Origin of the sequence: Methylocapsa aurea (assembly GCF_000746085.1) — a bacterium.
Classification (GTDB): Bacteria; Pseudomonadota; Alphaproteobacteria; order Rhizobiales; family Beijerinckiaceae; genus Methylocapsa; species Methylocapsa aurea.
In genome coordinates, this window is record NZ_JQKO01000012.1 from 129,713 (window position 1) to 153,946 (window position 24,234).

The following is a 24,234-nucleotide window of genomic DNA, read 5'->3' on the forward strand; positions in this document are numbered from 1 at the left end:
GCGTTCCCACTCAGTCGATTATCCATCTCGGCTCCCGAGCGTGTCGCAGCGCCAAGGTTCGTGACTTTCCTGGCTCCCGCGATCTGGGAGCAATTGACTTCGTTGGGGCATCGATGAACGAGGCGCGCGCCCGCTAATGAGAGTGCTTATCGCAACCGATGCTTGGCATCCCCAGGTCAATGGCGTGGTGCGCACCTTGACGTCGCTCGCTCGCAGCGCGCGCAGTCTTGGCGTCACGATCGATTTCCTGTCGCCGGAGGGATTTCCTTCGGTTCCTTTGCCGACCGATCCCGGTTTGCGCTTGGCTCTGCCCGGACGCAGGGAGGTTGCCCTGCGCATCGAGCAGGCTCGGCCGGACGCGATCCATATCGCGACCGAAGGGCCGATCGGCCATGCCGTGCGCGCCTATTGCATCAAGAACAAACTGCCCTTCACGACAAGCTACACGACGCGGTTTCCCGAATATATCTCCGCGCGGCTTCCGATCCCGGAGAACTGGTCCTACGCTGTCCTGCGCCGCTTCCATTCGGCGGCCACCGTCACGATGGTGTCCACTCCTTCGCTGATGGTGGAGCTCGCGCAGCGCAATTTCAAGAACCTCGGCATGTGGACCCGCGGCGTTGACACGGATGTGTTCAACCCGGAGCATGCGATCGATCTCAATCTTCCGCGCCCGATCTTCATCAGCGTGGGACGAATCGCGGTCGAGAAGAACCTCGAAGCCTTTCTCTCGCTCGATCTGCCTGGCTCGAAGGTTGTGATCGGGCAGGGGCCTCAGGAGGCGGAATTGCGGCACCGCTTTCCGGACGCAAAATTTCTCGGCCTGATGGAAAACCGAATCCTGGCCGCTCATATGGCCGCCGCGGACGCCTTCGTGTTCCCCAGTCGGACGGACACGTTCGGCCTCGTGCAGCTCGAAGCCCTTGCCAGCGGCGTTCCAATCGCGGCATTTCCGGTGGCCGGCCCGAGGGACGTTGTTCAGAACAATCCGATCGGGGTGCTGAACAACGATCTTCGCGCCGCTTGCATGGGCGCGCTTCAAATTTCGCGGGAAGCGTGTCGCGCCTTCGCGCTGACCCGCTCTTGGGAAAATAGCGCCAAGCAATTTATCGGCCATATGAAGCAATTGTTGATCGGCAACGCGCGCAAGCCGCGCTCGGCATAGAGCGCAAAGCGCCGGTTTTGGCGCAGAGGAAATTGGCCCCGGGCGCAATGGGGCGGGAGGGGAAATGGGGACGGAATTCAATAAGGATGCGGTCGAGAAGGCCTATGCGCGCTGGGCGCCGATCTATGATTTCGTGTTCGGCGCATTGTTCGCGCGCGCGCGTCGGGCTTCGATCGATGCGGCCGAGCGCGTCGGCGGACGCATCCTCGAAGTCGGGGTCGGCACCGGCATTTCACTTCCCGACTATGCCCGGACGACGCGCCTCGTCGGAGTCGATCTCTCCGAGCCGATGCTGCGCAAGGCGCAGGCGAAGATCAAGGAATTGCGCCTCACCAATGTTGAGGGACTGGCGCTCATGGACGCCCAGCGGCTGGCGCTCCCGGACGAATCATTTGACGTCATCGTGGCGCAATTGGTGATCACCACATGTCCGGATCCGGAAGCCGCGCTCGATGAGCTCGCCCGCGTGCTCAAGCCGGGGGGCGAGATCGTGTTGATCAGCCGCGTCGGCGCCGATAAAGGGCTGCGCCATATTGTCGAGCAAGGGCTGACGCCGATCACCCGGCTCCTCGGCTGGCGGTTGGAATTCCCCTGGGCGCGCTATGAGCGCTGGGCGGCAAAACCGCACGGGGTGCATCTGATCGAGCGGCGCGCCATGCCACCCTTCGGTCACTTCTCGCTCATCCGCTTCGGCAAGGTTGGGGCGAGCGCCAAGCAGGAGAATCGCTTGGAGGCGCCCGTCGCAGGCTGAACCCAGCATTCCGACTGCGCTTCGTAGCGATGCGCCGCTCGGACTTTGCCCAACAGCGCTTGTTTCCACCGCTTGATAGCCAGCGGGCGGGACTTTCGCATCCCTCTTTCAGAGGTTGGGCAAGCGTTCCGGAACGATCACATTGAGTGAGTTGACCATAAGTAGAGAATGGGGAGGATAATGGCTGGATTTCTTGAGGTTCTCAGAACGCAGCGGTGGGACGATCATCGCTATTATCACCACAGCCGGATCAACCAGTCGCTGCATCTGGTCAGCGCGATCAGCTTCCTGTGCGCCTATGTGCTGGTGTTCACGGATCCGGTGGCTGCCGCATTAGCTGGTTGGCTGGCCGCGATGACCACCCGGCAAATCGGGCATTTCTTCTTCGAGCCGGATGGCTACGACGAGGTGAATCAAGCGACCAACGAATACAAGGAAGAAGTCAAGGTTGGCTATAACCTGAAGCGCAAGGCCGTCCTGCTGACGATATGGGCGCTGTCGCCGGTCGCGCTCTACTTCTATCCTACCTTGTTCGGGATCTTTACGCCGCCGGTCAATATGGAAGAATTCGTGCGGCACGTCGCTATGGTCTGGCTTTTCCTCGCCGCCGCCGGACTCATCTACCGGACCGTGCAGCTGTTCTTCATCAAGGACGTCCAGACCGGCCTAGTGTGGATGACGAAAATCCTGACCGATCCTTATCATGACATCAAGCTCTACCACATGGCGCCGCTCTACCTGCTGCGTGGCGAGCTGTTCGATACGATGACGCCTGAGCAGCATGTGTAAGACGGGCGCATTTTTTTGAGCGACGCCGGCAGAGGCCCGTCCGGTTCTCGCTGAGAAAATGCCATAAAGCAAAGAGCCTAGGCCATTTTCCGATTCGAGAATCGGAAAATGGCCTAGAGCGTTTTTCGATCGAATGAAATCTTCCGATCGAAATGTGGACGTGCTCAAATTCAAGGAATTTGAGCACGTCGCCCTTGATATAAGCCGGCCCGTCAGCGATTTCGCGTAAAGCGCCGCGCGATCATCTCTCGCAGGATTTGGCGTTTGATGGATTTGTTCGTCGCCGCCGGATTCGTCCACCACCAGCCGTCTTGCAGCATCGCTTTGGCGGCGGCCGCGAAGCGATCCACGACAGCGTCGAAGTCTGAGTCGGAATAGTTCAAACTGAAGATGAGCCGCCCGGTTCCGACCCAACTCAGGGCCAATCCCTCGGCGCGCAGGTAGTATTGAAACATCCAGTTGTAGCGCGAAGGCTGGGTGTAGCAGACAGTCCAAATCGAAGACATATTTTCCACCCGCACAGGCGCGCCGTCCTCGCGCAGCCGCTGATTGAGGCGTTCCGCGCGATCATTCCAAAGCTGATCCAGATTCTGGTACAGCGCGCCGAACGCCGGGGTTTCGATCCGCTCCAAGAACTCGCACATGGCGCCCATGACATAGGGATGCGAGTTGAAGGTCCCGCGGGCAAAGCAGATATCGACAGGCCGGTCGTCGCGGTAACGCTTCATCAAATCCTTGCGACCGCAGAGCGCTCCAACCGGCAGGCCGCCGCCGAGCGTCTTTCCATAGGTGACCATATCGGCTTGGACGCCGAAATATTCCTGCGCCCCGCGGGGCGCGAGACGAAAGCCGACGAAGACCTCGTCGAAGATCAGCGCGATGTCGCGCTCGGCGCAGACAGCGCGCAGCTTCTTCAACCAATCGGCATAGGCCTCCTTGTCGAAATGCGCGCTTCGGGCGCTATCGATCAGGCTTGAATCCGCGGGCGCGCCAGCATTCGGATGCAGCGCCTGCAGCGGATTGATCAGCACGCAGGCGATGTCGCGGCGATTGCGCAGGACCCGCAAGGCATCCTCGGACATGTCGTTCAACGTGTAGGTTTCATGCGTCGGAGTCGGGTTGCCAAGTCCCGGTTGGACGTCGCCCCACCACCCGTGATAGGCGCCGCAAAAGCGCACCAGATGTGATCGGCGCGTGTGGTAGCGGGCGAGCCGCACCGCCTGCATGACCGCCTCGGTTCCGGACATGTGAAACGATATTTCGTCGAGCCCGGATATTTCCTTGAGCCGCCTGACGTTATAGGCGATCACCGGATGGTAGCTCCCAAGAACGGGACCGAGGTCGCGCACCCGCTGGCTGCCCCGCTCGATGCACTCCTTGTAGAAGTCATATCCGAACAGGTTGACCCCATAGGAACCGGTCAGATCATAGAATCGATTGCCATCGAGGTCGGTCACGGTCACGCCGGAAGACGCCTGGACGAAGGCGCCGGCGGAGAGGTGTTGGCGCACAAAGCGGCTGTACTGGAATGGCGCCCGATAGACGTCGGTGAATTGCAGGTCGGAGATGCTTTCCTTGATTTCCGCGGTGAGCTTGTTGGTCTCCTTAAATCGCTCCTGATAGAGATTGGAGAGACGCATGAAGCCGGCGCGGCGGCGAGCGGCGATTTCTTCCGGCGGCTCATCCGAGCGGAAGAAACGCTCCTCGTCATACTCATAGAATGGTATGAGCGAGGCGACTCGTCGCGCCATCCGAGAATGACCCGTCAACGACCGGTGCTTTGCCTTTGAGAGCTCGAGCCGCGTCTTCAATTTTGTCAGGGCGACCGTCAATGCGGCTGCGCCAAGCGCGGACAAGCCCAATGTTGTGTAGCTGACTTCCATCCGTTCAAACCCTTTTGAGGCAAAGTAACCGCATCATGACCATTCGCTCCCTGATTGCCACGCTCAGCCAGCAGGAGAATCTCAATTTTCTCCTGACCAATCGGATTCCGCGCCGTCTGGCGACCCAATTCATGGGTTGGTTCAGCCAAATTGAGCAGCCATTCGTGCGCGATCTGTCAATTGGCGTCTGGCGGCTTTTTTCCGATTTGGATCTGAGCGAAGCGAAGAAGACCCAATTCAAAAGCATGCACGATTGTTTCGTCAGGGAGCTGAAGGACGGAGCGCGGCCCATCGACCCGGATCCGGCGGCGCTAATCAGCCCGTGCGACGCAATCGTTGGCGCATCCGGTTCGATTGTTGGCGTCGAACTGATGCAGATCAAGGGATTTCCCTACACGTTGCAAGATTTGCTTCGCGATCAGGCGCTGGTCGATCTCTACCGCGACGGGTTGTACGTCACGCTGCGGCTCACGTCCAGCATGTATCATCGTTTCCACGCGCCGCACGACTGCCGCGTGGAGCAGGTGACCTACATTTCAGGCGATACGTGGAACGTCAATCCGATCGCCCTCAAACGAGTCGAAAAGCTCTTCTGCAAGAATGAGCGCGCGGTGATTCGAACCCGGCTGGCGGCGACCGGGCATGTCGTCACTTTGGTCCCGGTCGCGGCCATTCTTGTCGCCAGCATCCGGCTGAATTTCCTAGGCGCCCGGCTCGATCTCCGGCGTGGGCCGAACGTCATTCCTTGTGACGCGGCGTTCCGCAGGGGCGAAGAAATGGGCTGGTTTCAGCATGGATCGACCATCATCGTCTTCGCGCCGAAGGGCTTCAAGCTCAGCGAAGGCGTGCGTGCGGGAGACGCCATCCGCATGGGTCAGCCGCTGATGCAGCTGCCCTGAGGCCGCCCGACAATCGCGCCCTGATCGGCGCGTTCCTCCGTTGGGGCCGACTCAGTCCTACGGCGCAGCGATCCGCGCCGTAGGACTGAGCGCGTTATCTTATCTGCCGGAGCGGCTCGATGGAGCGTAAGTGGGCAGGGTCACGCGATACGCAAGGACGAGCGAATCGATATTGGCGCCCGATGCGTCCTGATAGGGTTGGCCGGCCATGTTTCCGAGCTGGGTGATGAAGTCATTGTCGCTGCCGACGAAGAGGAAATAGTCGTTGGGAGCCTTGTGGTCGCCAACCGGCGCCACCGCTATGCTTTCCCATTTTTCGTATAGATCATTGCGGTCGTTCGGCAGGCCATTGTGCAGGCCAAATCGGTTCAACTGCGCGTTGTCGTTGATGTCGAGAAATTTCTGATAGGCCGCCGGCGTGATCGCGCTATTTAGCACGCCCAGGGGCGCGATTGGCGTGTCGGCCTGATCGTAGGCGGTCCCCGCAATATTGGTGGCGTCCGCTATGTCGATGAGGTCGACGCTACGATAGACGGAGGCCGGGCTGCTCGCCGTGAAGCCGGCGCCGCTGTCTCTGGCGAGCACAAGGAACTGATGATTGTTGAGCGCAAAAAGCGCGCTTTGCGCAGCGATCAAAAGCTTGGGCGTCGCCGTCGTCTGGTCCTGAAAGAGCGGTAGCTGAACGACATATTCGCCGACCAGCTTTGGCGCGCTATCGCGCAAATCATAGGCGAGCAGCCGAGTGTTGCGGCGCGTCGTCTTGATCTTGTCGGGATTGAGGTCCTGCATCAGGGCGCTTTGCAGCAGCACGAAGAGGGTCTTGTGGTCCGGGCTCAGGGCGAGGCCCTCGAAGCCTTGATTGTTCTGGCGGCCAACGACCGGATTGCCGGGGTCGGGATTGTAGATGACGCCGACTGGCGGGCTGTTCGCCGAAAAATTTTCAACGAGATCGCCATTGCTGTTCAACCGCTTCGGGATGAAGGCTTCGGGCGGGCGAATGGCGGCAAGCAGCTTTCCGGCGAGCGTGTAGTGGTAGATATAGGGGCCGTATTCGTCGCTCACCCATGCCGTCTCGTCGCCGGGAAGGACCACTCCCTCGGCGTCGATGCTGATGTGCCCGTTCGGTCCGATTGGAAGTTTCGGAAGGCCTCCCTGCGCCGCCTGAACGCCCGAGGGATCGAGGCCTGTGGTGAGGCCGTCCTTGAACAGGATCGAGGAGCGATAGTGGAGCGTCAGCTGGTTCTGATTTGCGGTGCTCGCCCCATAAAACGGCGTGAAGGAGAGATCAAAGCGATCCAAACGGCCGCGGAAGTCCGTGGTTCCCTGTGTGTTCCATCCCCGATCGGGAACCGCGTAGAGCGTGGCCGAGTAGCCGCGATTCGCGTAATCCTTCCAGCTCTTGAGGTCGAGCGTCATGCCGGAGCCAAATCCGCCGAGGGTCTCGCCAAATTGATCCACGGCATTGGAAGGAATTCGCGCCACGCCGACGAGCCCCTTATTGACGAAGGTCGCCCCTTGGAAGGCGACCGACTGCGCTGCGGCGGAGCCGCCCGCCAGAATAAGGAGCGCCGCGAGGCTGGAGATCAACCGGTTCCGGCCGCGCCCGAGTGCGCTATCGCTGCAATCGGCAAAGTGTATTGCCCTCATTTGTCTGCCTCTGGTTCTGTTTGATGGCTTGCGTTTGCCGATCGGCGACCTGCGCGACAGCGCGTGCGCATTGCCCTCGGCGCGTGTCTCTTGAGCAGCTCAGCCGAATAGGCGCCGCCGCGTCCCTTGCGGCCGCGCGGTTCGACGTCGACGCGGCTCCACGGCGCTTCAGTTTAGCTTTAGGCTTGAATATGCGTCAGCAATATTACAGTGAGGCGAGCCCTGGGGCGATCTCAGAGGGGATGCCGCACGGCCAAAGCCCATCGCGTCGATCTGCGCCCGGCGCTACTTTCGGCAGGCCTGCTCTGAGCGCATTTCCGATCAAGGCGAATTCGTTGGCGGGGGTTTCGACCGGTCAAACCGCATTACGGCGTCTGAAATCGATCGTCCACAGGGACGCCATATCCAATCGCAATGCGGTTGGTTTCATTGGCGAGGCCCACCACGGCGCGCAATTCCGCAAATTGCTCATCCGTCATCCCCTTGGCGCGCGCCGACGCAGTATGGGACGCGATGCAATAGGGGCAATTATTGGTGATGCTGACGGCGACGTAGACCATTTCCTTCGTCAACGGATCCAAGGCGCCGGGAGCCATGACCTGCTTAACATTGTCCCACAGGCGTTTCAGCGTCGCCGGATGAACGGCGATCGCCTTCCAGAAATTATTGATCCAGTCGACGCCTCGCGTCGCTTTAATGTCCGCATAAACAATTGCGACCTCCGCGGAGGCGTCGCCTTCCTCGATGAGCGCGGCCAATGTGTCGTCTCCCTGGCTGGCGAGGCGCGTCTGCTCGCGTTTGAATAGCCGCGCGAAAGACTTCTCAGACGCCCACGATGGGCATGAGCGTCAAGAGTGAGCCAAGTCCAGCGCCATTTCAACCTGATCCCTCGGGCGGCCAAATCTCGTCAGCTTTGGCGCCGAACGCCTGGGCGCCGCTTCGAGCTCAGCCAAACGGCGCTCCAGCGGTTGAAGGGCGCCTCGTCGTCGGTCGTTGCCGCGAGATCCCCAGCACGCGCAACAGGCGCAAGCTTACCGCTATGTCGTTTACCGCATAGTGGCGGATCTGCTCGAAAGCCGTGTCGAGCAGATGATCCAAGTCGGTCCAGGGAAATGCTTGTCTAATCTTCCGCTGATTGCGCAGGCTCGATTCGTCTCGATTTGTCTGTCGCAAGGAGCGCATATCCGCGCGGCGTTCTTCAAGGCTGAATCCCCGACGGCATAACCCTCTTCGAGCCCTAGATGCGTCCTAATGCCGCGTCGACATTGGCGCAAAATCTGCGCTGGCGGAGGGGCAATCTTTTTCTGAACACAATTTACCAATATCGCACCCAATCCGCAACAAGAGATTGGGTAAACTGTTGAAAATTGTCAATGCATCATGCGTAATTATCTCGTCTATCGTTCTATTGTCAAATGTATCCTGTGCTTTCTCTGCTGAGGCCTCTTTCATTAATGCCTCGTTCTACTCGTCAGGGAGCCTGACAGCTTCCGGAGAGCGCTTCGATCCAAGTGGATTTACTGCGGCCAGCAGGACGCTACCTTTCGGCGCGCGGCTTCAGGTCACCAATCCTACGACCGGGCGCTCGGTGGTCGTGCGAATCAATGATCGCGGCCCCTTTATTCGCGGCCGGAGTCTCGACCTCGCCATGGGCGCCGCGGAGGCCCTGGGGATCATCGGACAGGGCGTCGCGAAGCTCAAAATCGCCCGCCTGGACTGAACGTCGATCCCGTTCCCGTTCTTAGGCACTTAGTGGTTCCGGTCGGCGCGACGCCGGCCGGAAGCGGCGGCGTCCAAACGCCTGCCTCCAAATTCCGACGCGCCAGCCGCGGTCTTAAAGCGTCGCCGTCTTAAAGCGGTGGACGACAGAAATGTCGGTCGCAAACCCCGCCGAATTGCGCGAAATCCGCCGCGGCTTGTGCTAGCGTGAATTAAGGCTTCGCCGAAGCCGGGCGAACACCTCTTTTCGATCCAGGCCAGAGGCCATGCAGACCCTCGCGCGCGTTCCCTTTTTCAAGGATGTCACGGATCTCGATTTTGAGCGCTTCGACCGACTCTGCCTCTGGCGGCGCTACGACGTAGGCGAACTCGTCGTCGATTTCGAAGACGAATCCTCGGATGTCTATTTCATCATCGCTGGCGAAGTTCGAATCTTGATCAGGACCGTGGCGGGCAAGGAGATCATTCTCGGCGAGAGCCGGGCCGGCCAGTTCTTCGGCGAGATGACGGCGATCGACGGCGCCAAGCGCTCGGCCAATGTGACGGCCCTGACCAAGTCAGAACTCTGCATCATGCCCGCCAACGTGTTTCGCGAGGTCATATTCACCTCGAAGACGACCTGCGACAGAATCTTGCGCTTGTTGACCGGGCGGGTGCGCGAACTCAATGGGCGGATCACCGAACATTCGATTTTCGACCTGAAGCACCGCCTCTATTCGGAGCTATTGCGGATGGCCCATCCGCGCCCAGCCAAGCCAATGGAGCGCGCGGTGACGCCGCCGCCCTTCCATCATATCCTTGCGGCGCGGATCGGCTGCCGGCGCGAGCAGGTGACGCGCGAACTCTCGGCTATGGCGCAGGAAGGCCTGATCGAAAAGACCCGCGGCGCGCTCGTCCTCGTCAAGCCGCACGTCCTGCAAGCGCGGCTCGACGAGGCGATGCGCGAGGGAGGCTGAGGTTTGTCCTCCACGCATGACAGCAGCGCCCCCTTCGTCCAGTTGGAGGGGGTGACGAAGCGCCATGGCGGGGTCGCGGCGGTCGATGCTCTGTCCCTCACGCTGCGGCGCGGCGAATTCTTCGCCCTGCTGGGTCCCTCCGGCTGCGGCAAGACCAGTCTTTTGCGCCTCATCGCCGGGTTCGAGACTCCCGACGAAGGACGGATATTCATCGACGGCGAGGACGTCACCGGAACGCCGCCGCATCGGCGGCCTGTCAACATGATGTTCCAGACCTATGCGCTGTTTCCGCATATGAATGTCGCGCGCAACATTGGTTTCGGCCTCGTCCAGGAGGGCATTGCGCGGGCCGAAATCGCTCGCCGCGTCACGGAAATGCTGCGGCTGGTCCAGCTTGAGGGACTAGGGGAGCGCCGGCCGGATCAATTGTCGGGCGGCCAGAAGCAGCGCGTGGCGCTCGCCCGCGCCCTCGTCAAGCGGCCAAAGCTTCTCCTTCTCGACGAACCGCTCGCCGCGCTCGACCGGCGTCTGCGCGAGGAAACCCAATTCGAGCTCATGCATCTGCAAGAACGGCTCGGCGCGACCTTCCTTGTTGTGACTCATGATCAGCGCGAGGCCATGGTCATGGCGAGCCGCATCGGCGTGATGCGGGCCGGCCGGATCGAGCAGATCGGCGCGCCGGCCGAGATCTACGAAAGGCCGATTTCGAGCTATGTCGCGCAATTCATCGGCGAGATCAATCTGATCGAAGGAGTCGTGAAAGGGCAAAGCGCGGAAGGCCCGCTCGCGGAGGCGCGGTCAGGCCTCCTTGGCGTTTCGATCGCGGCCGGCCTCATCGACGTCGCCTGCGCCGTCGCGCATGCGCCGGGGAGCAGGGTTGCCATTGCGGTCCGGCCAGAGCGCATCCGCGTCGCGCCCTTGGACCGCGCGCAAGAGTTTCCAAATGTCCTGACCGGGGAAATCGAGGAAAGCGCCTATCTCGGCGACATGACGCTCTATCGCGTGCGGCTCGCCGGCGGCCTCGTCCTGCGCGCGGCGCATCAGAACGCAAGGCCCGGCGCGCATTCGTTCGAATCGGGCGACAGGGTCGCCGCGAGCTTCGCGCCGGACGCCGGAATCGTCCTGCCGGCATGACCAAGGCCCAGCCCCCTGCAAATTTTGAGGCCGGGCTTGGGCGCTGGCTTGTCCTCGCCCTCCCCTATGCTTGGCTGGTCCTGTTCTTTCTGGCGCCTTTCGCGCTCATCCTGAAGGTCTCGCTGTCCGAGCCGGAGCTGAGCCAGCCGCCCTATGCGCCGGTTTTCGACTCGTGGGACGCCTCGGTCATTGTGGACAAGCTGCGCAGCTTATCGCTTGGCGCCTATGCCAGGCTTATCGAGGATGCGCTTTATCTGCGCTCCTATCTCGAGTCCGCGGCTATGGCCGGAGCGGCGACCTTCGCAACTTTGCTGATCGGCTATCCGCTCGCACTCGCCATCGCCCGCAGCCCGGCGCGCTGGCGGCTTTTGCTCCTGACGCTGGCGATCGCGCCACTCTGGACGAGTTCGCTCGTCCGCGTCTATGCGTGGATCTTGATCTTGAAGGACGAGGGCGTTCTCAATCATGCGTTGATCGCGCTCGGCCTGGTGACGGAGCCGCTGCATATTTTCGCGACCAACTGGGCGGTCCTTATCGGCATCGTCTATGCCTATCTGCCGTTCATGGCGCTGCCGCTCTATGCCGCGATTGAAAACCAGGACAGGCAGCTGGCGGAGGCCGCGGCCGATCTCGGCGCCGGCGCCGGCGGCATTTTCTGGAGGATCACTTTGCCGCTGTCCCTGCCTGGCGTTTACGCCGGCGCGCTGATGGTTTTTATCCCCGCCGTTGGGGAGTTCGTCATTCCCGACCTTCTCGGCGGCTCCGACACGTTGATGATCGGGACCACGCTGTGGAATGATTTTTTCGTCAATCGCGACTGGCCGGCCGCGGCCGCGGCCGCCGTCGCGCTTCTTGCCCTGCTGCTTGGTCCGCTGCTGTTTTATGAAAGGATGCAAATGCAGGCGGGAGCGAATCGCCGATGAGGATACGCGTGACGCCGGCGCGACTCATTGCGCTGAGCCTGGGATTCGCGTTCCTTTACGGCCCGATCGCGCTGGTGATCCTCTATAGTTTCAACGCCTCGCGACTTGTCACCGTCTGGGGGGGATGGTCGCTGCATTGGTACGGCGCGCTTTTTTCCAACCGGCAGCTGATGGCGAGCGCCGCGACGAGCCTTGAGGTCGCGCTGGCCTCGGCCGCGATCGCGACGGTTCTCGGCGTCCTGGCGGCGCTCGGCCTGGATCGCTTCGGGCGGTTCCGCACGCGCGGGGTTTTCGCCGCCATGCTCTTCGCGCCCTTGGTCCTGCCCGAGGTGATCGCGGGCCTCGCCTTGCTGCTGCTCTTCGTCGCCCTGGGATTGGAGCGCGGTTTCGTCACCCTCGTCATTGCGCACGCGACTTTGAGCCTCCCCTTCGTCGCGATCATCGTGCGGGCGCGGCTTGCCGCCTTCGATCGCTCGCTCGAGGAAGCCGCGCGCGACCTCGGCGCCGGCCCGGCAACGGTTTTTCGCGCGGTCACCTTGCCGCTGATCGGCCCCGCGGTGGCGGCCGGCTTTCTCCTTGCGATGACTCTCTCGCTCGATGATCTCATCATCGCCAGCTTCAATTCGGGGCCGGGATCGACCACCTTGCCGATGCGCATCTATAGCGAGGTGCGGCTCGGCGTGACCCCGCAGATCAATGCGATGGCGACGCTGCTGATTGCTTTTGTAGGCGCAAGCCTGCTTCTGGCGACGCTGGTAGGAGGCCGGCTTCCGGGGTGGTCCGCCCCCTCGGATGAGGGCCGGAGAAGCTAGTTTTCGCCTCCCGCGCCAGGCGCGGAAGGTTTGTCTGCATCGGGCTTGCGGGACAGCAGAGGCGCGGCCGCGCCGGAATGGCGGATGAGGCTGCCGACGTCGGGAAGGAACGCCAGATCGTCCCAAGGGCCGATCACGTCGAAACGAAACGTCGGGGCTTCGCGCCTCGGATTTTCACCGCTGGCGGATGGGGTCGCGACGGCATGGAGATTGAGTCCGCGCTCGGCGAGATCTGCTACCCCATCGAAACGGAGAGCGACGCTGGGGCTTTGCAGCGCGCCCGCCTCGATGTCGGCCAACCCATTGGCGATTCGGAGGCCGAAACTCGCGCTTTCGAACGTGGTTCCTCCATGCCGGATGTCGGCCGCGAGGGCGAGCGGTCTTTTGTCGATCCGGCGCAGAGCCTGCTCGAGGTCGATGCCGCCGACTTCGCCATGCGCGAGCGTGAATTGCGCCTGTCCGTCCAGATTGCGCATGAGGTCGCTCATGCTGGCCCCGGAGCTCTCGATATTGCCCGAGCTTGTCATCGCCCCGGCGAATTTCGAGCCGCCGATCCCACCCGGCGCCGCGGCGGCGATGTCGACGCCGGAAAGGGCGCTGGAGGCGCGCAGGATGAGGCCTGACTCGTCGGCGGAGGCGAAGGACGCGCGGCCCTTAATTGAACCGCGATAAGCTTTCGCCTGGGCCAAGTTGAAATCCAGGCGGCTATCCTTGTTCATTACGGAGAAGGCGGCGTCCTCGATCGCAAAGCGAGGCAAAATCACGCGGGCGGCCGAAACCCGAAGGTCGAGATCGACGAGGCCGAGCACGCTCAAATCGAAAAGATCGCGGCTCCATTGTCCATCGCGCCCCACCATCGTCGGAAGGGTCGAAAGGAATGGCCGCAAGGACAAAAGATTCGTCGCCAAAGTGCCCGACGCAAGCGGTCTTTTTTCGCCGGCTTGAATCGCCAGCGCACCCTCGAAATCATTGCCGTCGAGCCGCAAACGCAAAGCCGAAAACGCCGCGTTCGAGGCGCCGATGCTTGCGTCGCATGTCAGCGCGAAATCATCGAAAGGGCCGGGGAGCCGGACAAAATATCCGCTGGACTCGACGAGTTTGCGCACCGAAGGCGCCGAGGCGACGATATGGCCGGCATATTGCGGCCTCGGCGCGCTCGCGAGGGCGCCTTCGGTCGAAAGCGTCAGGGCGGGGCTCGCGATCTGGAGACTGATCGCGGACTGGCCGCCGCGCAAGAGGTCGGACGGCCGCGCTATGCGCGCGGCGATGTTCGCGGTTTCGCCGCGAAATCGCGCTTGCCCGGTCACGCTCGCCGCAGCTCCGAGCTTGCGCCAGTCCAGCGTCACGTTGATCGCGTCGATCAAAATATCCGATGTCGCGAGTTTGCTCTTGAGACGCGCGCTGCCGTTGATGAGCGAGACGGCGCCGAGCGTCGCCTCATCGGCTGAAAACGCCTGAGCGCTGTCGGATTTTGCATAGGCGGCGCGGCCGATGGCGCTATCGGCGGGCAGCGGCCGGCCGTCGAGGTCGATGACCATTTTCGGTTGGCCCAGCGAGGCCCAGGCGATCTCGAGCCTGCCGAGGAAAAGTGGGGCGACGCGGAAATAGCCTTTGAGAACGCGCGCATCGATCGAAAGCGCGCCGGAGGGGTCCGTGAAACCGATGTCCTCAATGTTGATATGAGGCTGCGGGAGAACGACGAAAACCGCCTTTCCCTGCGAAATCGCGACGAGGCCGGTCATTTGGCGAATTTGCGCGACGATCTCATCGCGAAGGGCCTTTGTCGAAAAAACCCACGGCGCCGATGCAGCGATAATCGCGACAAAAGCGATCAAGACGCCGAAAACCCCTAAAGCGCGCGAAATGCGTTTGCGCGACGGCCTCGAGGGAGCGGAAGCGAGCGGCGCCATTTCGGCCATGGCTTTCAATTGCTCTCAGTGTTGTCGTTATGCATTATATAAGAGCATATTAAGAGCAGCCGAAGAGTGATGTGAACTTTGACTATGGCGCCTTCATGGCGAAAAATACGCTCTTCGGCGAGGCGGGCGCGTGGATCAGCTGCGACGATTGCGCTGAAATCAATCGCCATGGGGGCAATGGCCCACAGCGCCGAATTCCTCGCGCAACATGCTGGCGAGATCGTCAATCCCAAATGGCTTTTGCAGAACGGCCCGGTCGGCGTAGGCGGCCGGTATGCCTGAGCGGCCATATCCGGTGGTGAAGATGAAAGGGCAGGAGCGTTTGGCGAGCAGGTCGGCGACCGGGTCAATTCTCTGCGAGCCGAGGTTCACGTCGAGAAGAGCGCCGTCGATCTGTTCGCGGCCGATCAATTCGAGCGCCGCCGGCACGTTGCCGACGCAGCCCGCCACGGTGAATCCAAGTTCGAAAAGGGTGTCCACGAGCGTGAGCGCAATGAAAGGCTCGTCCTCAACGATCAAGATCCGGGGCTTTGAAATGGGGGCCGTTGAGTCGGCGAGCATCATTTTGGGACCTGAGTGTTGCTATAAACTGTGCCTTGCCAATTCGATAAAGTCCAGAAAATCAATCTCTAGTAACGAGATGTTCAATCCGGCAAGGCGCCTTGAGCTGTCGCGCTCAAGAATGCGCGACCCAGATAAACTGGCAAAAAAGGCGCGCATAAGAACGCGCGCATTAGGGCAAATGCTTTAGAGTCAATGTTCTCTTGGTTCTCTTGGCGGCAGGGCCAAGACGGACGCGGCCGCGACCCATGCCCAGCCAAGAACCAGCAACGTCCCTCCGATCGGCGCCGCCATTGGAAAGAGTTTGGCTGCGGCAAGGGTCCGCATGGAAAGATCGCCGCAAAACAGCAAACTGCCAAGCAGGAAAATCGCCGCCGCGCCAAGGAACTGGCCGCCCCGGCGCGGCGCGGCTAAGGCGAGGCCGCAGACCGCGAGCGTCGCCGCCGCATGGAGCATGAGGAAGTTAGCCGCTGTTTCAAGCTGCGGACCGCCGCCCCCATGCGCCGCTAGGGCGGCCAGGATGACCCCGCCGCCGCCGGCCAGTCCCGCCAAGGCGGCCAGGGTCAATGCAATTTTAGGCATGGCATGTTTTCCCAAGGAGGATTTCGCTCCGCCGGCCGAGGCGAAGCCGCATCTTTTCAGGCCCGCCGCGCAATCGCCTCGAGCTGACGCCGGTAATCGGCTTCGATTTCGATATCGGCTGCGTCGGCGCTCGCCAAAAGCAGAGCGGCGATGAAGCTTTGGTCATTGGTCGGGTCGGCGAGCGCCGCTTCGATCGGCGGGATGCTTGTGCGCGGGCGGACCAGATTGAAGCGCTGCTGGTCGATCGCGGCCGACCATTGCCGCCGCAGCCATTGGGCAAGAATGGGCGCCAGCTCCTGGACGAAATTCGACGACCGCAGCCGTTGCAGCAGGCGCAAGCCGGCGTTCCAAATATCCTTGGGGTCGAGGGCCTTGCCTTCGATCATGGCTTTCAGCGCCTGGCCCACCGCGTCATCAAGGGTGACGATCGGATCGATCGTCTGCAGGCAATGGGCGATGGCCGAGGAGCCGGGATAGAGAGGACCCATTTGCTTGGTCAGCAGCTGATGCAGCTTGACGACGGCGTCGTGGTCATGGTTCAGGCCAGCGGCGATGCAAAAAGCCATCGCGGTATCGTCGGCGACTTCCCGAACGCTCTCTTCGCGCAAATCGACGGCGGAGAGATTTGGGATGACGCCCCTTGGGAGGGAAAGCTTTTCAAGCGTCGGAAGCACCCGCAGATAGGCGGTCGCCTCGAGCCAGCCCATCAAATGCTGCGCCAAGGCGGAAGGATCATGGCTGCTGATCGCCGAATTGACGCTTTCTTTTCGCTGCATTGCTTCTGACATGGCGGGCCGCTCTCGTAACTGATTGTCACCCGATTTTGGATGAAAGGATGGCGTAAACCCAGGCGGGGCGGGTTGCAAATGACGCCGCCGCAGGGATTAAGCAAATTTCGACGGAAGTCGGCGATGCTCGCTTTTGGGCGTGGCATTATTCATTATCGGAAGCTTCGGAGCTTGCCGATGAAAACGAAGATCCCGCCGATAAAATGAAAACGGAGGAGCGGCGATGCTGTTGGGCCTTGTTTCAAAGCGGACCGCGCTTGCATTGGCTTGCGCGGCGATGGCCGGTGCGGGATCGGCGCAAGAGCGCGGGACGCTGGAGCCGAAGCCGCTGCCGCAGCTCGCGCATCCGGAGGATCCGGCTACGCCGGCGAAGGAATTGTTCGGGCGACAGGCCGAGGCGGCGCCTTTGGCGGCGCGCACCATCGGATTTTATTCGCGCGGCTGCCTCGCGGGCGGGCGGGCCCTCCCGGTCAATGGTCCCGCCTGGGCGGTCATGCGGCTTTCGCGCAACCGGAATTGGGGGCATCCGGCGCTGATCGCCTTTCTCGAACGTTTCGCGCGCAGGGTCCCATCGGTCAGCCACTGGCCGGGAATCCTCGTTGGCGATCTGTCGCAGCCGCGCGGCGGACCGATGCTGACCGGGCATGCCTCGCATCAAATTGGCCTCGATGCCGATATCTGGTTGACGCCAATGCCCAATCGCGAGCTGTCGCGCTACGAACGGGAGGAAATGTCAGCGGTCAATGTCGTGCGCGCCGACCGCCTCGACGTCGATCCGGCCAAATGGACGCCCGATCACTTGGCGGTCGTGAAGGCGGCGGCGCAGGCGCCCGAAGTGCAACGTATTTTTGTCAATGCCGCAATCAAGAAGGCGATTTGCCGCGAGGCGGGCGGCGATCGATCCTGGCTGACGAAAGTGCGCCCCTATTATGGACATGACTATCATTTTCATGTCCGCCTTGTTTGCCCCGAGGGCGAGGACGCGTGCCGCGATCAAGATCCCGTCCCGCCTGGTGAGGGCTGCGACGGATCGCTCGCCTATTGGTTTTCCGACAGGGTCCTGCATCCAAAGCCGGCCCCGATAAGGCCAAGACCGCCGCTGACCATGGCGCAAATGCCGGCCGAGTGCAGAAGCGTCTTGCTGGCGAAATAGCGCCAGGTAAGTGAAGGCGCTCCCAGGCAAAAAAGAGCGCCTTCCGGTTGGCCGGAAAGCGCTCGAGTTTTGCTTCGAACTTCGCGCGGACCTTGCGGCCGCTTATCTGGAAATCATGGTCGCCATCTTGGATGGCGTTCCGGTCTCGCCGCAGCCAAACCGCTCGGAGGCGAGTCGCCTATTCGATTGGCTTGACTTTGATGTGATGCAGCTTGGTCTTGTGATGAACGCTCACGCTGCGTCCCATGACGATTGGAGCCTCCCGCTTGACCTGATGGGCGGCGGAGGCCGCGGGAGCCTTGTCTTCCTTGGCGTCCTTTTTGACTTCTTTCTTAACCTCTTTCTTAACTTCTTTCTTGACTTCCCTGGCTTCGGCTGCGCCGCCCGAAATCTGGCCGACGAAGGCGGCGCTCATCGAAACAAAGCCCAACAGGGCGAGGGCGGAAAAAATCTTGCGGACTGACATAGAATGGCTCCAAAAACGCCACGCGCCGCTTCGGCGGAAAGGTGGGGGATCGTGGCTGCACAACGTGGCAGCGCCGGAAACGTTGCCTCGAACTTTGCGTTAAAACCGCTCTCAACGCCTTTTTTGGCGGTGAAACCTTAAGTAAGCGTCTCCGGGCTGGGTTTCCATGATGCCTCAAAGCAGGATTACGAAGTTCCGATGACGTATCGGTGGGGCTCGCGCGACGCCCCGCCGGCGGGCTCTGAACTTCGTCTTGGCTGAATCCGCGCCGGCGAACCGGCGCCCGCGCAATAGAAGCCAGTCTGGCCGGAAAAGAAGTGCGCTGCGTCACCGGCCTCTCGGCCTATGAGGCGCGGGCCGTCATTTCGGAAATTTTGCCCGCGCTGGCTTTATCCGGCGGCGAGGCGAACGCCGACCGGGCAAGCGACGCCCGTGCCCCCCACGCCGCAATAGCCGTCCGGATTCTTGGCGAGATATTGCTGATGATAGGCTTCGGCGTAGTAAAAGATCGGACACTCCAATATTTCGGTCGTGATCGCGTCAAAACCTTGCGCTGCGAGCGCCTTGGCGTAGAGATCCTTACTTGCCTGCGCGGCGGCGCGTTGATCGGAGTTCGTGACGTAAATGCCGGAGCGATATTGCGTGCCGACATCATTGCCCTGGCGCATGCCCTGGGTTGGATCGTGACTTTCCCAAAAGGTCTTTAGCAGCGCCTCAAAGGAAATCCGCCGCGGATCGAAAGCCACGAGCACGACCTCATTATGGCCGGTGAGGCCGGAGCAGACTTCCTCATAGGTCGGATTCGGCGTGAGGCCGCCGGCATAGCCGACCGCGGTCGCATGGATTGCGTCGCCGAGCTGCCAGAACTTGCGTTCGGCGCCCCAGAAACACCCCATCCCGAACACGGCGGTTTCGATGCCTTGCGGGAAAGGAGGGGCGAGCTTGTGGCCGTTGATGAAGTGAAATTCGGCGGTCGGGATAGGGTCCGGCCGGCCGGGAAGAGCCTCGGCGGCGCTCGGCAGCGCGAGATGTTTGCGGAACGAAAACATGGGTCGCTCCCTTGGGCGAGATTTAAGGTGGCGCACAATGGGCCTAAGCTCATCGGCCCGCAATGGGATCTATGCGGCAACGCCAGGGCCTGCGCCCCATCTCTTTGTTTAGATGAATAATTTTATCTAAAATGTGCGGCGCCGTTTTGGCGTCCCGGTCCAGAGCGCTTTCAGTTTCGGCGGAATCAGAAAGCAGCTCTAGGTCTTTGTTTTGTCGCATTTTCTTAACGCGAACCGGTATCCACTTCGCTTGAAAATGCTCTAGGTCCTCATCAGCGGCTCGAATATCCGATTTTTGGCTCGGGTTCACGGGCTAGCCAGAACAGCAAGGCGCCGAAGGCGCCGATGACCAGCCATATCGGCAGTTGCAGAAAATTGACCAGGATCAGATCGAACAGAAGCGGCGGCGCATGGGTCTTGACCGCTTCCTGGAGCGCGGCAAATTTTACCGGCGCGAAAGAGGCGGCGGTCTGGCCAAGCTGGGTTACGATCAGGCTCTTGGCCGAGATCGAGCGCGTCGCGTCGATAATCAGGGCGGCGAAGGCTGTCGCCAGGATAAGAAGGCCAAAAAAGCGCAACGCGAATCGAACCATGAGAATTTATGAATCCGCTCCAGACCAAGGCGCATCCGCCATGGCGCTCATATATCAAATGCGCGGGGTTTGCCTACCCCGCCCGCGCCTCACCGCAGGAGTTCCGCTTGCCGAAAGGGCCACGCCGAAAGCGCCTTTGCATTGCCTTCAGGCGCGCCGACGCCTATATGTCGCGTCTCTTCCCGTCACGGCTAAAGATTTGAGCCTAGCTCGTGAGCCTCGCCCCCGGCGCGGCGGGGAGCGCGAAGCGGCGCGTCCGCGAAAGCCGCCGGATTTTCCTTGAATTCGAGCGCAAAGGAGAAAAACAAATGAGCAATGCGCCGCTGATGCCCAAAGCCACCGCAGTCTGGCTCGTCGAGAACACGTCGCTCACCTTCGATCAGATCGCCAATTTCTGCAAACTTCATCCTCTCGAGGTGAAAGGGATCGCCGACGGCGAAGTCGCGGCCGGGATCAAGGGGCATGATCCGATCACCTCCGGCCAATTGACCCGGGAGGAAATCGCGGCGGCGGAGAAAAACGCCAGCCGTCAGCTTCAGCTCGCGGTCTCGAAAGTGCGTCTGCCGGAGCCAAGCCGCAAGCGCGGCGCGCGCTATACGCCTTTGTCTCGGCGCCAGGATCGGCCCAACGCCATCCTTTGGCTGGTGCGCAACCATCCCGAGCTGAAGGATGCGCAGATCATGCGCCTCGCCGGGACCACGAAAACGACGCTGCAGGCGATCCGCAACCGAACCCACTGGAACTCGGCGGCCCTGGCGCCGGCCGATCCCGTCACCCTCGGGCTCTGCTCGCAAATGGATCTGGATTTTGAGGTCAATCGCGCCGCCAAGGATCGTCCGCATGTCGAGGAAGACCACGGCCAGACCCTTGTGCCCGCCGAAATCACCACGCGGGCGCCCCATGACGAGCCTCGAACCGAGGCCGAGGTTTTTGGCAATGCGCCCGCCAAGAGGCCGGAAGAGGATGCCGATATTGACGTCGATTCGGTTTTCGCGAAGCTGAAGGACATCAAAGTCAGGGAATAGGCTCTACAGCTTTTAATTGAAATTTATTCGATAAAATCCTTATAGGGGTGCTTTTTCCCGCGCGTTGGGATAATGTTAAGGCGAATCGCGGCATCGATGAGCGCATCTTGATCGATGCATTCGCGTCCCGCCGCCATGATCGAACGCGCTGGAGAAATTGATGCAAAGCCTCAACGGATGCGCGCGCGGCGCGGGGTTCTTAGTCCTCGCGCTTTTGGCGGAACTGGGCTGCCGGCCGGCTCGCGCGGCCGATCTCGATGGGCCCTATTATGCGCCGCCGCCTCCGGCGGTCGCCTATGGCGGCGGAGTCGGCGTCGATGCGCGGTGCAGGATCATACCGGCGCCGGAATTGAATCTTGTAGGCGACACCGCGCGTTTTCGTCCCCAGGCAGTTTGCCAATCGCGCGGCCTTTATGCGGATTCGCTTGGATTTCCGGAAGCGCCAGTGTTTTATGGTTTCGGTTACGGCTACCGGCGGTATTAAGGGCTGATGCCGAAATGGCGCAGGCTGTTGGATGAGATCATGCCTTCAAGTAATAAAGTATAGAGCATGGTCCGTTGGGTTTAGTGCGCCAATTCTTAATTGAATCAGATTAGCTGGACCGTCATTTTGGCGGGAGTGGCGCAGGCTCAACCGTGACATCCCTGTCGGCTGGCCATTTCATCTTATAGCCGAGGCGGATCTCGCGCTTTTCCTGCGGCGCATATTCATAAGTCCAGCTCATGACGCCGCGCTTGTCGGCGACGATTTTCTCGCTCGGCGGAGTCGTCGCGGGCAATTGCTCGACCGAAATCGCAGCATTTTCGGAAAAGGGAATGGCGTCGATCAGGGTGATTTTCACTGGAAAATCATGCAGGTTTTCGATGCTTGTCTTGAACTCGCGAGTCTCGGTCTTGGCCTGAGCGAACCAGGTCGGTTCATTCTCCTTGCGCCGGACGGGAACCCGCGCGACCTTCACGCGGTCATCAGCGCCGAAGGAAATTTCCAGAAAGTCGCCCGCCGGGACGAAATCGATCTGGCCGGCGCCCACGTAGGAGCCATCGCGATAAAGCGCGACTTCGCCGGGGAGCAAAGGCGCCTCATTATCATTATCATTTGTGAACCGGGCCACGAGATAGGCCGTCGGGTCAAGCGCGGGAACGGTCTTGAGCGAAAGGTCCGGCGCAAGGCCACGCGCGGAAATCGGCGCCGTCTTGACCGCTCCATCGCCGGCAAGACTCGTGCGTCCGGCGATTTTGAAAGCGGCGTTGAAGGGCCCGGCGTCGATCGCCGCTTGGCGCTCCCCTGCTTCTTGCGGAGACGCTGGCGCGCTCATCGGCGCGCTTGCCCGTTCACTTTGACCGTTGCCGCCTGAAGGCGGCGGCGCAGCGGCGGATTTCATCCCGGGACGCGTCCCAGAGGCGATCGGGAGCTCGCGAAAGCCAATCCTCTGCGGATTGAGTTCCGGCGCCATCGCGCCGCGATCGGCGCGAATGGTCGAGACGATCAAAGCGACATCGGTCCAATCCTCGCCTGTCGTTTGGGAAATCGCCGCGCGGCGCGAGAATTCGAGCTCGGCTCGCCTTCCTCCGCCGCCGGTTTCCAGCCGGGCCTCATAGCGCGGGCGCCAATTCGCGCCGCCTATGCGATAGGTCAGCGTTATGCGCGCCCTTGAAGCAGCGCCGACCTCGGTCTCCACCGATATTTCCCGCGCCGGTTGGGACCTGGCGGCGGGCCGCGCCCGGGCGGCGTCGATCGCCAAAATAGCCTCGTCGAGTTCGCGGACCCGCCCGCGAGCCGAGCGCAACTCGTCGCCGAGCTTGGCTAGGCCGGAGCCAATCGCGCCCCAGGCCTTGGTCCAGTCGGCGACGTCAAGAGGTCTTGACTCGTGTCCAAGCTTTTCTGGACCCGCTTGCGAAAACCGCAGCATCATCGCCTTCTCGGCTTCGAGCGCTTCAAGGGTCACCTGCCACCCCTCCCGCTCCGAAAGAAGCTCCTTCAACCGCGCTTCGATCGCATTGTCGGGCTTGGCCTCGGCGCGGGTCAGGCGGCTTGTGACTGAACCCAAAACGAGCGCCCCGCCGACCTGTCCCGAGGTTTGCCCCGAGACTTGCCCGGATACTTGCAATGAAGCCGGATCGAGGCCGATCGGCAGATTTTTGAAAATCAGATTGGTTTGGCCAGGCGGAAGCTCGACCTCGGCGACCCGGCTGACCAGGGCCGTGTTGGGGAAAATGGTCACGGCGTCGATTTTCGAAAGGACGTCCATGTCTGCGGCGCCCGCCGGAAGGGAGGCAAGCAGCCCGGTTGCCAGAATAAACCAGCGCATGAACATTCCTTAAAATTCCAGCCTTAAAATTCCACGCCGGCGCAGGATTTCTTCAAAAGCCGGCGGGCTTTTTGATGCGACGAGCATCGTCCTTGAAATGGGCCATTTTCAGGGCTCGGCGGCGCGGCAAAGCGGCCCTGCGAGCCGGGCGGCGTCAAAGAGGCGATCAATTTCTTGAGATCGATTTTGAAATTATTTTCTTGGTTTCGAATCGAAACAATCAGCCGGCCGCCACGAATTCGACAAAAATGTCCGAAAGCACTGTGGCGGGTAGCACGTTTGGGTCAAGAAATCTGGCCGCGCTTGGAGTAGCACTTACAACGCGAAGTTCGTTGCCTCGCATTTTCCGGGGTTTTCCCGCGATCTGCCCGAAACAGGTGACGGGAAACCATTATCCGGGCCGGTCGCCCCTCCCCCCTGGGGCGACCGGATTTCCAGTCGGCCCTTTCTCGATGCAGGGACATCGGCGGGACATCCCGCGGAGCCCAGCGGCTTTTTCCGGCCCTTCGCGCGTTCAAGCCCGTCACGCCCATTTGAATCTTTCACGCAGGCATTAACGCCAGATTAAGCGCGGCAACAATTTTTCAGGAAAAGCGCGGACCGCGCCGCGCTTCGGCCAGCGCCCTGGAAAGCGCCGTGGCGAAATCGGCCTTCTCTCCAGGCCCGAGAAAGGCGGCGACCTCGACGCTCCTGCCGCGCGAGACGAGGGCGAGCCGCTGGGTTCCAAATTCCTCATGCTCCTCGCGTTCGAGCCGGACAAAGGCGGGATTGAAGCGCCATTCCGCCTTCTGGCCCTTGGCGCTCACTTTGGCGAGCCGAAGTTCGAACGCCGTCACATCGACCTCCTCATAGGCGCGCGCGGCGCGGAAACTCGCGCGGAAGGCCAAATAGAAAAGCGCCACGTCGAGCCCCATGAAGCCGGCGACCGGCCAAGCCCCGAATAATACAAAGGGCACGCTCGAAAACAGGCTCGCGCCCGCAAAAACCATCATCAGCAAATGAAAATTGCGCCGCGTGAGCGACCGGTGCGGCTTCAAACGCGCGGCGAAGAGCCTCCGGTTTTCAGGATCGGCGAGAATAGAGTCCTCGAAAGACAATTGGCGGCGCCCTT

24 protein-coding genes are annotated in these 24,234 nt (G+C 61.4%); 12 read left to right on the plus strand and 12 right to left on the minus strand.

The genetic code is table 11. The features are described from left to right. The first annotated feature begins 136 nt into the window (after positions 1 to 136). The 3 genes from DL86_RS10015 (at position 137) to DL86_RS10025 (ending at position 2,705) form a co-directional block, all read left to right on the plus strand. Positions 137 to 1,165 (plus strand): glycosyltransferase family 4 protein, encoded by a 1,029-nt coding sequence (locus tag DL86_RS10015; protein ID WP_036260795.1) that lies wholly within the window; start codon positions 137 to 139, stop codon positions 1,163 to 1,165. A 64-nt stretch (positions 1,166 to 1,229) separates the two neighbouring features. Next, complete coding sequence (locus DL86_RS10020) at positions 1,230 to 1,916, plus strand: class I SAM-dependent methyltransferase (protein ID WP_051953129.1); 687 nt, start codon at positions 1,230 to 1,232, stop codon at positions 1,914 to 1,916. A 180-nt stretch (positions 1,917 to 2,096) separates the two neighbouring features. Beyond that, positions 2,097 to 2,705 carry a hypothetical protein gene (locus tag DL86_RS10025; RefSeq protein WP_036260796.1) on the plus strand — a complete coding sequence of 203 codons (609 nt, stop codon included), beginning with the start codon at positions 2,097 to 2,099 and terminating at the stop codon, positions 2,703 to 2,705. Between the two features lie 212 nt (positions 2,706 to 2,917). On the opposite strand, the gene DL86_RS10030 is transcribed toward DL86_RS10025, so the two are convergent. Then, positions 2,918 to 4,588, minus strand: a complete 1,671-nt coding sequence (locus DL86_RS10030; RefSeq protein ID WP_036260797.1) for an aminotransferase class III-fold pyridoxal phosphate-dependent enzyme — start codon at positions 4,586 to 4,588, stop codon at positions 2,918 to 2,920. 35 nt (positions 4,589 to 4,623) lie between these two features. On the opposite strand from DL86_RS10030, the gene asd reads away from it, so the two are divergent. After that, entirely contained in the window at positions 4,624 to 5,487 is an 864-nt protein-coding gene (asd, locus tag DL86_RS10035; protein ID WP_036260799.1) for an archaetidylserine decarboxylase, read from the plus strand. A gap of 99 nt (positions 5,488 to 5,586) precedes the next feature. Here the strand turns inward: asd and DL86_RS10040 are convergent, their stop codons facing one another. Together DL86_RS10040 and DL86_RS10045 are read right to left on the minus strand one after the other, a co-directional pair. Then, positions 5,587 to 7,134 (minus strand): esterase-like activity of phytase family protein, encoded by a 1,548-nt coding sequence (locus DL86_RS10040; protein ID WP_051953131.1) that lies wholly within the window; start codon positions 7,132 to 7,134, stop codon positions 5,587 to 5,589. 365 nt (positions 7,135 to 7,499) lie between these two features. Continuing rightward, the gene (locus DL86_RS10045) at positions 7,500 to 7,892 is read right to left on the minus strand and encodes a carboxymuconolactone decarboxylase family protein (protein ID WP_036260802.1); all 393 of its coding nucleotides are present in this window, start codon (positions 7,890 to 7,892) and stop codon (positions 7,500 to 7,502) included. Positions 7,893 to 8,494: 602 nt separating this feature from the next. Here DL86_RS10045 and DL86_RS10055 point away from each other — a divergent pair. The 5 genes from DL86_RS10055 to DL86_RS10075 all read left to right on the plus strand — a co-directional run bounded on the left by DL86_RS10055 (position 8,495) and on the right by DL86_RS10075 (position 12,678). Further along, positions 8,495 to 8,854: a septal ring lytic transglycosylase RlpA family protein gene (locus DL86_RS10055; protein WP_036260928.1), complete on the plus strand. Its 360-nt coding sequence runs from the start codon at positions 8,495 to 8,497 to the stop codon at positions 8,852 to 8,854. Between the two features lie 265 nt (positions 8,855 to 9,119). Then, positions 9,120 to 9,809: a Crp/Fnr family transcriptional regulator gene (locus DL86_RS10060; protein WP_036260806.1), complete on the plus strand. Its 690-nt coding sequence runs from the start codon at positions 9,120 to 9,122 to the stop codon at positions 9,807 to 9,809. A 3-nt stretch (positions 9,810 to 9,812) separates the two neighbouring features. After that, on the plus strand, positions 9,813 to 10,943 hold the full coding sequence (locus DL86_RS10065) for an ABC transporter ATP-binding protein (RefSeq protein WP_036260808.1): 1,131 nt from the start codon (positions 9,813 to 9,815) through the stop codon (positions 10,941 to 10,943). Continuing rightward, positions 10,940 to 11,866 (plus strand): ABC transporter permease, encoded by a 927-nt coding sequence (locus DL86_RS10070; RefSeq protein WP_036260809.1) that lies wholly within the window; start codon positions 10,940 to 10,942, stop codon positions 11,864 to 11,866. Before DL86_RS10065 ends, DL86_RS10070 begins: the two co-directional genes overlap by 4 nt. Beyond that, a complete protein-coding gene (locus tag DL86_RS10075; RefSeq protein ID WP_036260810.1) occupies positions 11,863 to 12,678 on the plus strand; it encodes an ABC transporter permease in 816 nt (271 codons plus the stop codon). Before DL86_RS10070 ends, DL86_RS10075 begins: the two co-directional genes overlap by 4 nt. Here DL86_RS10075 and DL86_RS10080 read toward each other — a convergent pair. The 4 genes from DL86_RS10080 to DL86_RS10095 all read right to left on the minus strand — a co-directional run bounded on the left by DL86_RS10080 (position 12,675) and on the right by DL86_RS10095 (position 16,516). Further along, positions 12,675 to 14,597: an AsmA family protein gene (locus tag DL86_RS10080; protein WP_051953133.1), complete on the minus strand. Its 1,923-nt coding sequence runs from the start codon at positions 14,595 to 14,597 to the stop codon at positions 12,675 to 12,677. The two genes, DL86_RS10075 and DL86_RS10080, sit on opposite strands and share 4 nt — an antisense overlap. A gap of 159 nt (positions 14,598 to 14,756) precedes the next feature. Further along, complete coding sequence (locus tag DL86_RS10085) at positions 14,757 to 15,116, minus strand: response regulator (protein WP_245276330.1); 360 nt, start codon at positions 15,114 to 15,116, stop codon at positions 14,757 to 14,759. Positions 15,117 to 15,350: 234 nt separating this feature from the next. After that, positions 15,351 to 15,740, minus strand: a complete 390-nt coding sequence (locus DL86_RS10090) for a DUF423 domain-containing protein (RefSeq protein WP_036260813.1) — start codon at positions 15,738 to 15,740, stop codon at positions 15,351 to 15,353. Positions 15,741 to 15,796: 56 nt separating this feature from the next. Next, positions 15,797 to 16,516: a hypothetical protein gene (locus tag DL86_RS10095; protein WP_245276331.1), complete on the minus strand. Its 720-nt coding sequence runs from the start codon at positions 16,514 to 16,516 to the stop codon at positions 15,797 to 15,799. A 235-nt stretch (positions 16,517 to 16,751) separates the two neighbouring features. Here DL86_RS10095 and mepA point away from each other — a divergent pair, with 235 nt between their 5' ends. Continuing rightward, positions 16,752 to 17,681: a penicillin-insensitive murein endopeptidase gene (mepA, locus tag DL86_RS10100; protein ID WP_036260817.1), complete on the plus strand. Its 930-nt coding sequence runs from the start codon at positions 16,752 to 16,754 to the stop codon at positions 17,679 to 17,681. A gap of 178 nt (positions 17,682 to 17,859) precedes the next feature. Here the strand turns inward: mepA and DL86_RS19790 are convergent, their stop codons facing one another. The 3 genes from DL86_RS19790 to DL86_RS10115 form a co-directional block, all read right to left on the minus strand. Beyond that, positions 17,860 to 18,147, minus strand: a complete 288-nt coding sequence (locus DL86_RS19790; RefSeq protein ID WP_156964569.1) for a hypothetical protein — start codon at positions 18,145 to 18,147, stop codon at positions 17,860 to 17,862. A 389-nt stretch (positions 18,148 to 18,536) separates the two neighbouring features. After that, positions 18,537 to 19,196: a peptide-methionine (S)-S-oxide reductase MsrA gene (gene msrA, locus DL86_RS10110; RefSeq protein ID WP_036260820.1), complete on the minus strand. Its 660-nt coding sequence runs from the start codon at positions 19,194 to 19,196 to the stop codon at positions 18,537 to 18,539. 272 nt (positions 19,197 to 19,468) lie between these two features. Further along, complete coding sequence (locus tag DL86_RS10115; protein ID WP_036260822.1) at positions 19,469 to 19,789, minus strand: hypothetical protein; 321 nt, start codon at positions 19,787 to 19,789, stop codon at positions 19,469 to 19,471. A gap of 308 nt (positions 19,790 to 20,097) precedes the next feature. Here DL86_RS10115 and DL86_RS10125 point away from each other — a divergent pair, with 308 nt between their 5' ends. Continuing rightward, positions 20,098 to 20,814 carry a DUF1013 domain-containing protein gene (locus tag DL86_RS10125; protein WP_036260932.1) on the plus strand — a complete coding sequence of 239 codons (717 nt, stop codon included), beginning with the start codon at positions 20,098 to 20,100 and terminating at the stop codon, positions 20,812 to 20,814. Positions 20,815 to 20,974: 160 nt separating this feature from the next. Beyond that, complete coding sequence (locus tag DL86_RS10130; protein WP_036260825.1) at positions 20,975 to 21,298, plus strand: hypothetical protein; 324 nt, start codon at positions 20,975 to 20,977, stop codon at positions 21,296 to 21,298. Positions 21,299 to 21,419: 121 nt separating this feature from the next. Here DL86_RS10130 and DL86_RS10135 read toward each other — a convergent pair whose 3' ends face one another. Both DL86_RS10135 and DL86_RS10140 read right to left on the minus strand, forming a co-directional pair. After that, complete coding sequence (locus DL86_RS10135; RefSeq protein WP_162180418.1) at positions 21,420 to 23,123, minus strand: mucoidy inhibitor MuiA family protein; 1,704 nt, start codon at positions 23,121 to 23,123, stop codon at positions 21,420 to 21,422. A gap of 584 nt (positions 23,124 to 23,707) precedes the next feature. Continuing rightward, on the minus strand, positions 23,708 to 24,220 hold the full coding sequence (locus DL86_RS10140; protein WP_036260827.1) for a DUF2244 domain-containing protein: 513 nt from the start codon (positions 24,218 to 24,220) through the stop codon (positions 23,708 to 23,710). Between the last annotated feature and the right edge of the window lie 14 nt (positions 24,221 to 24,234).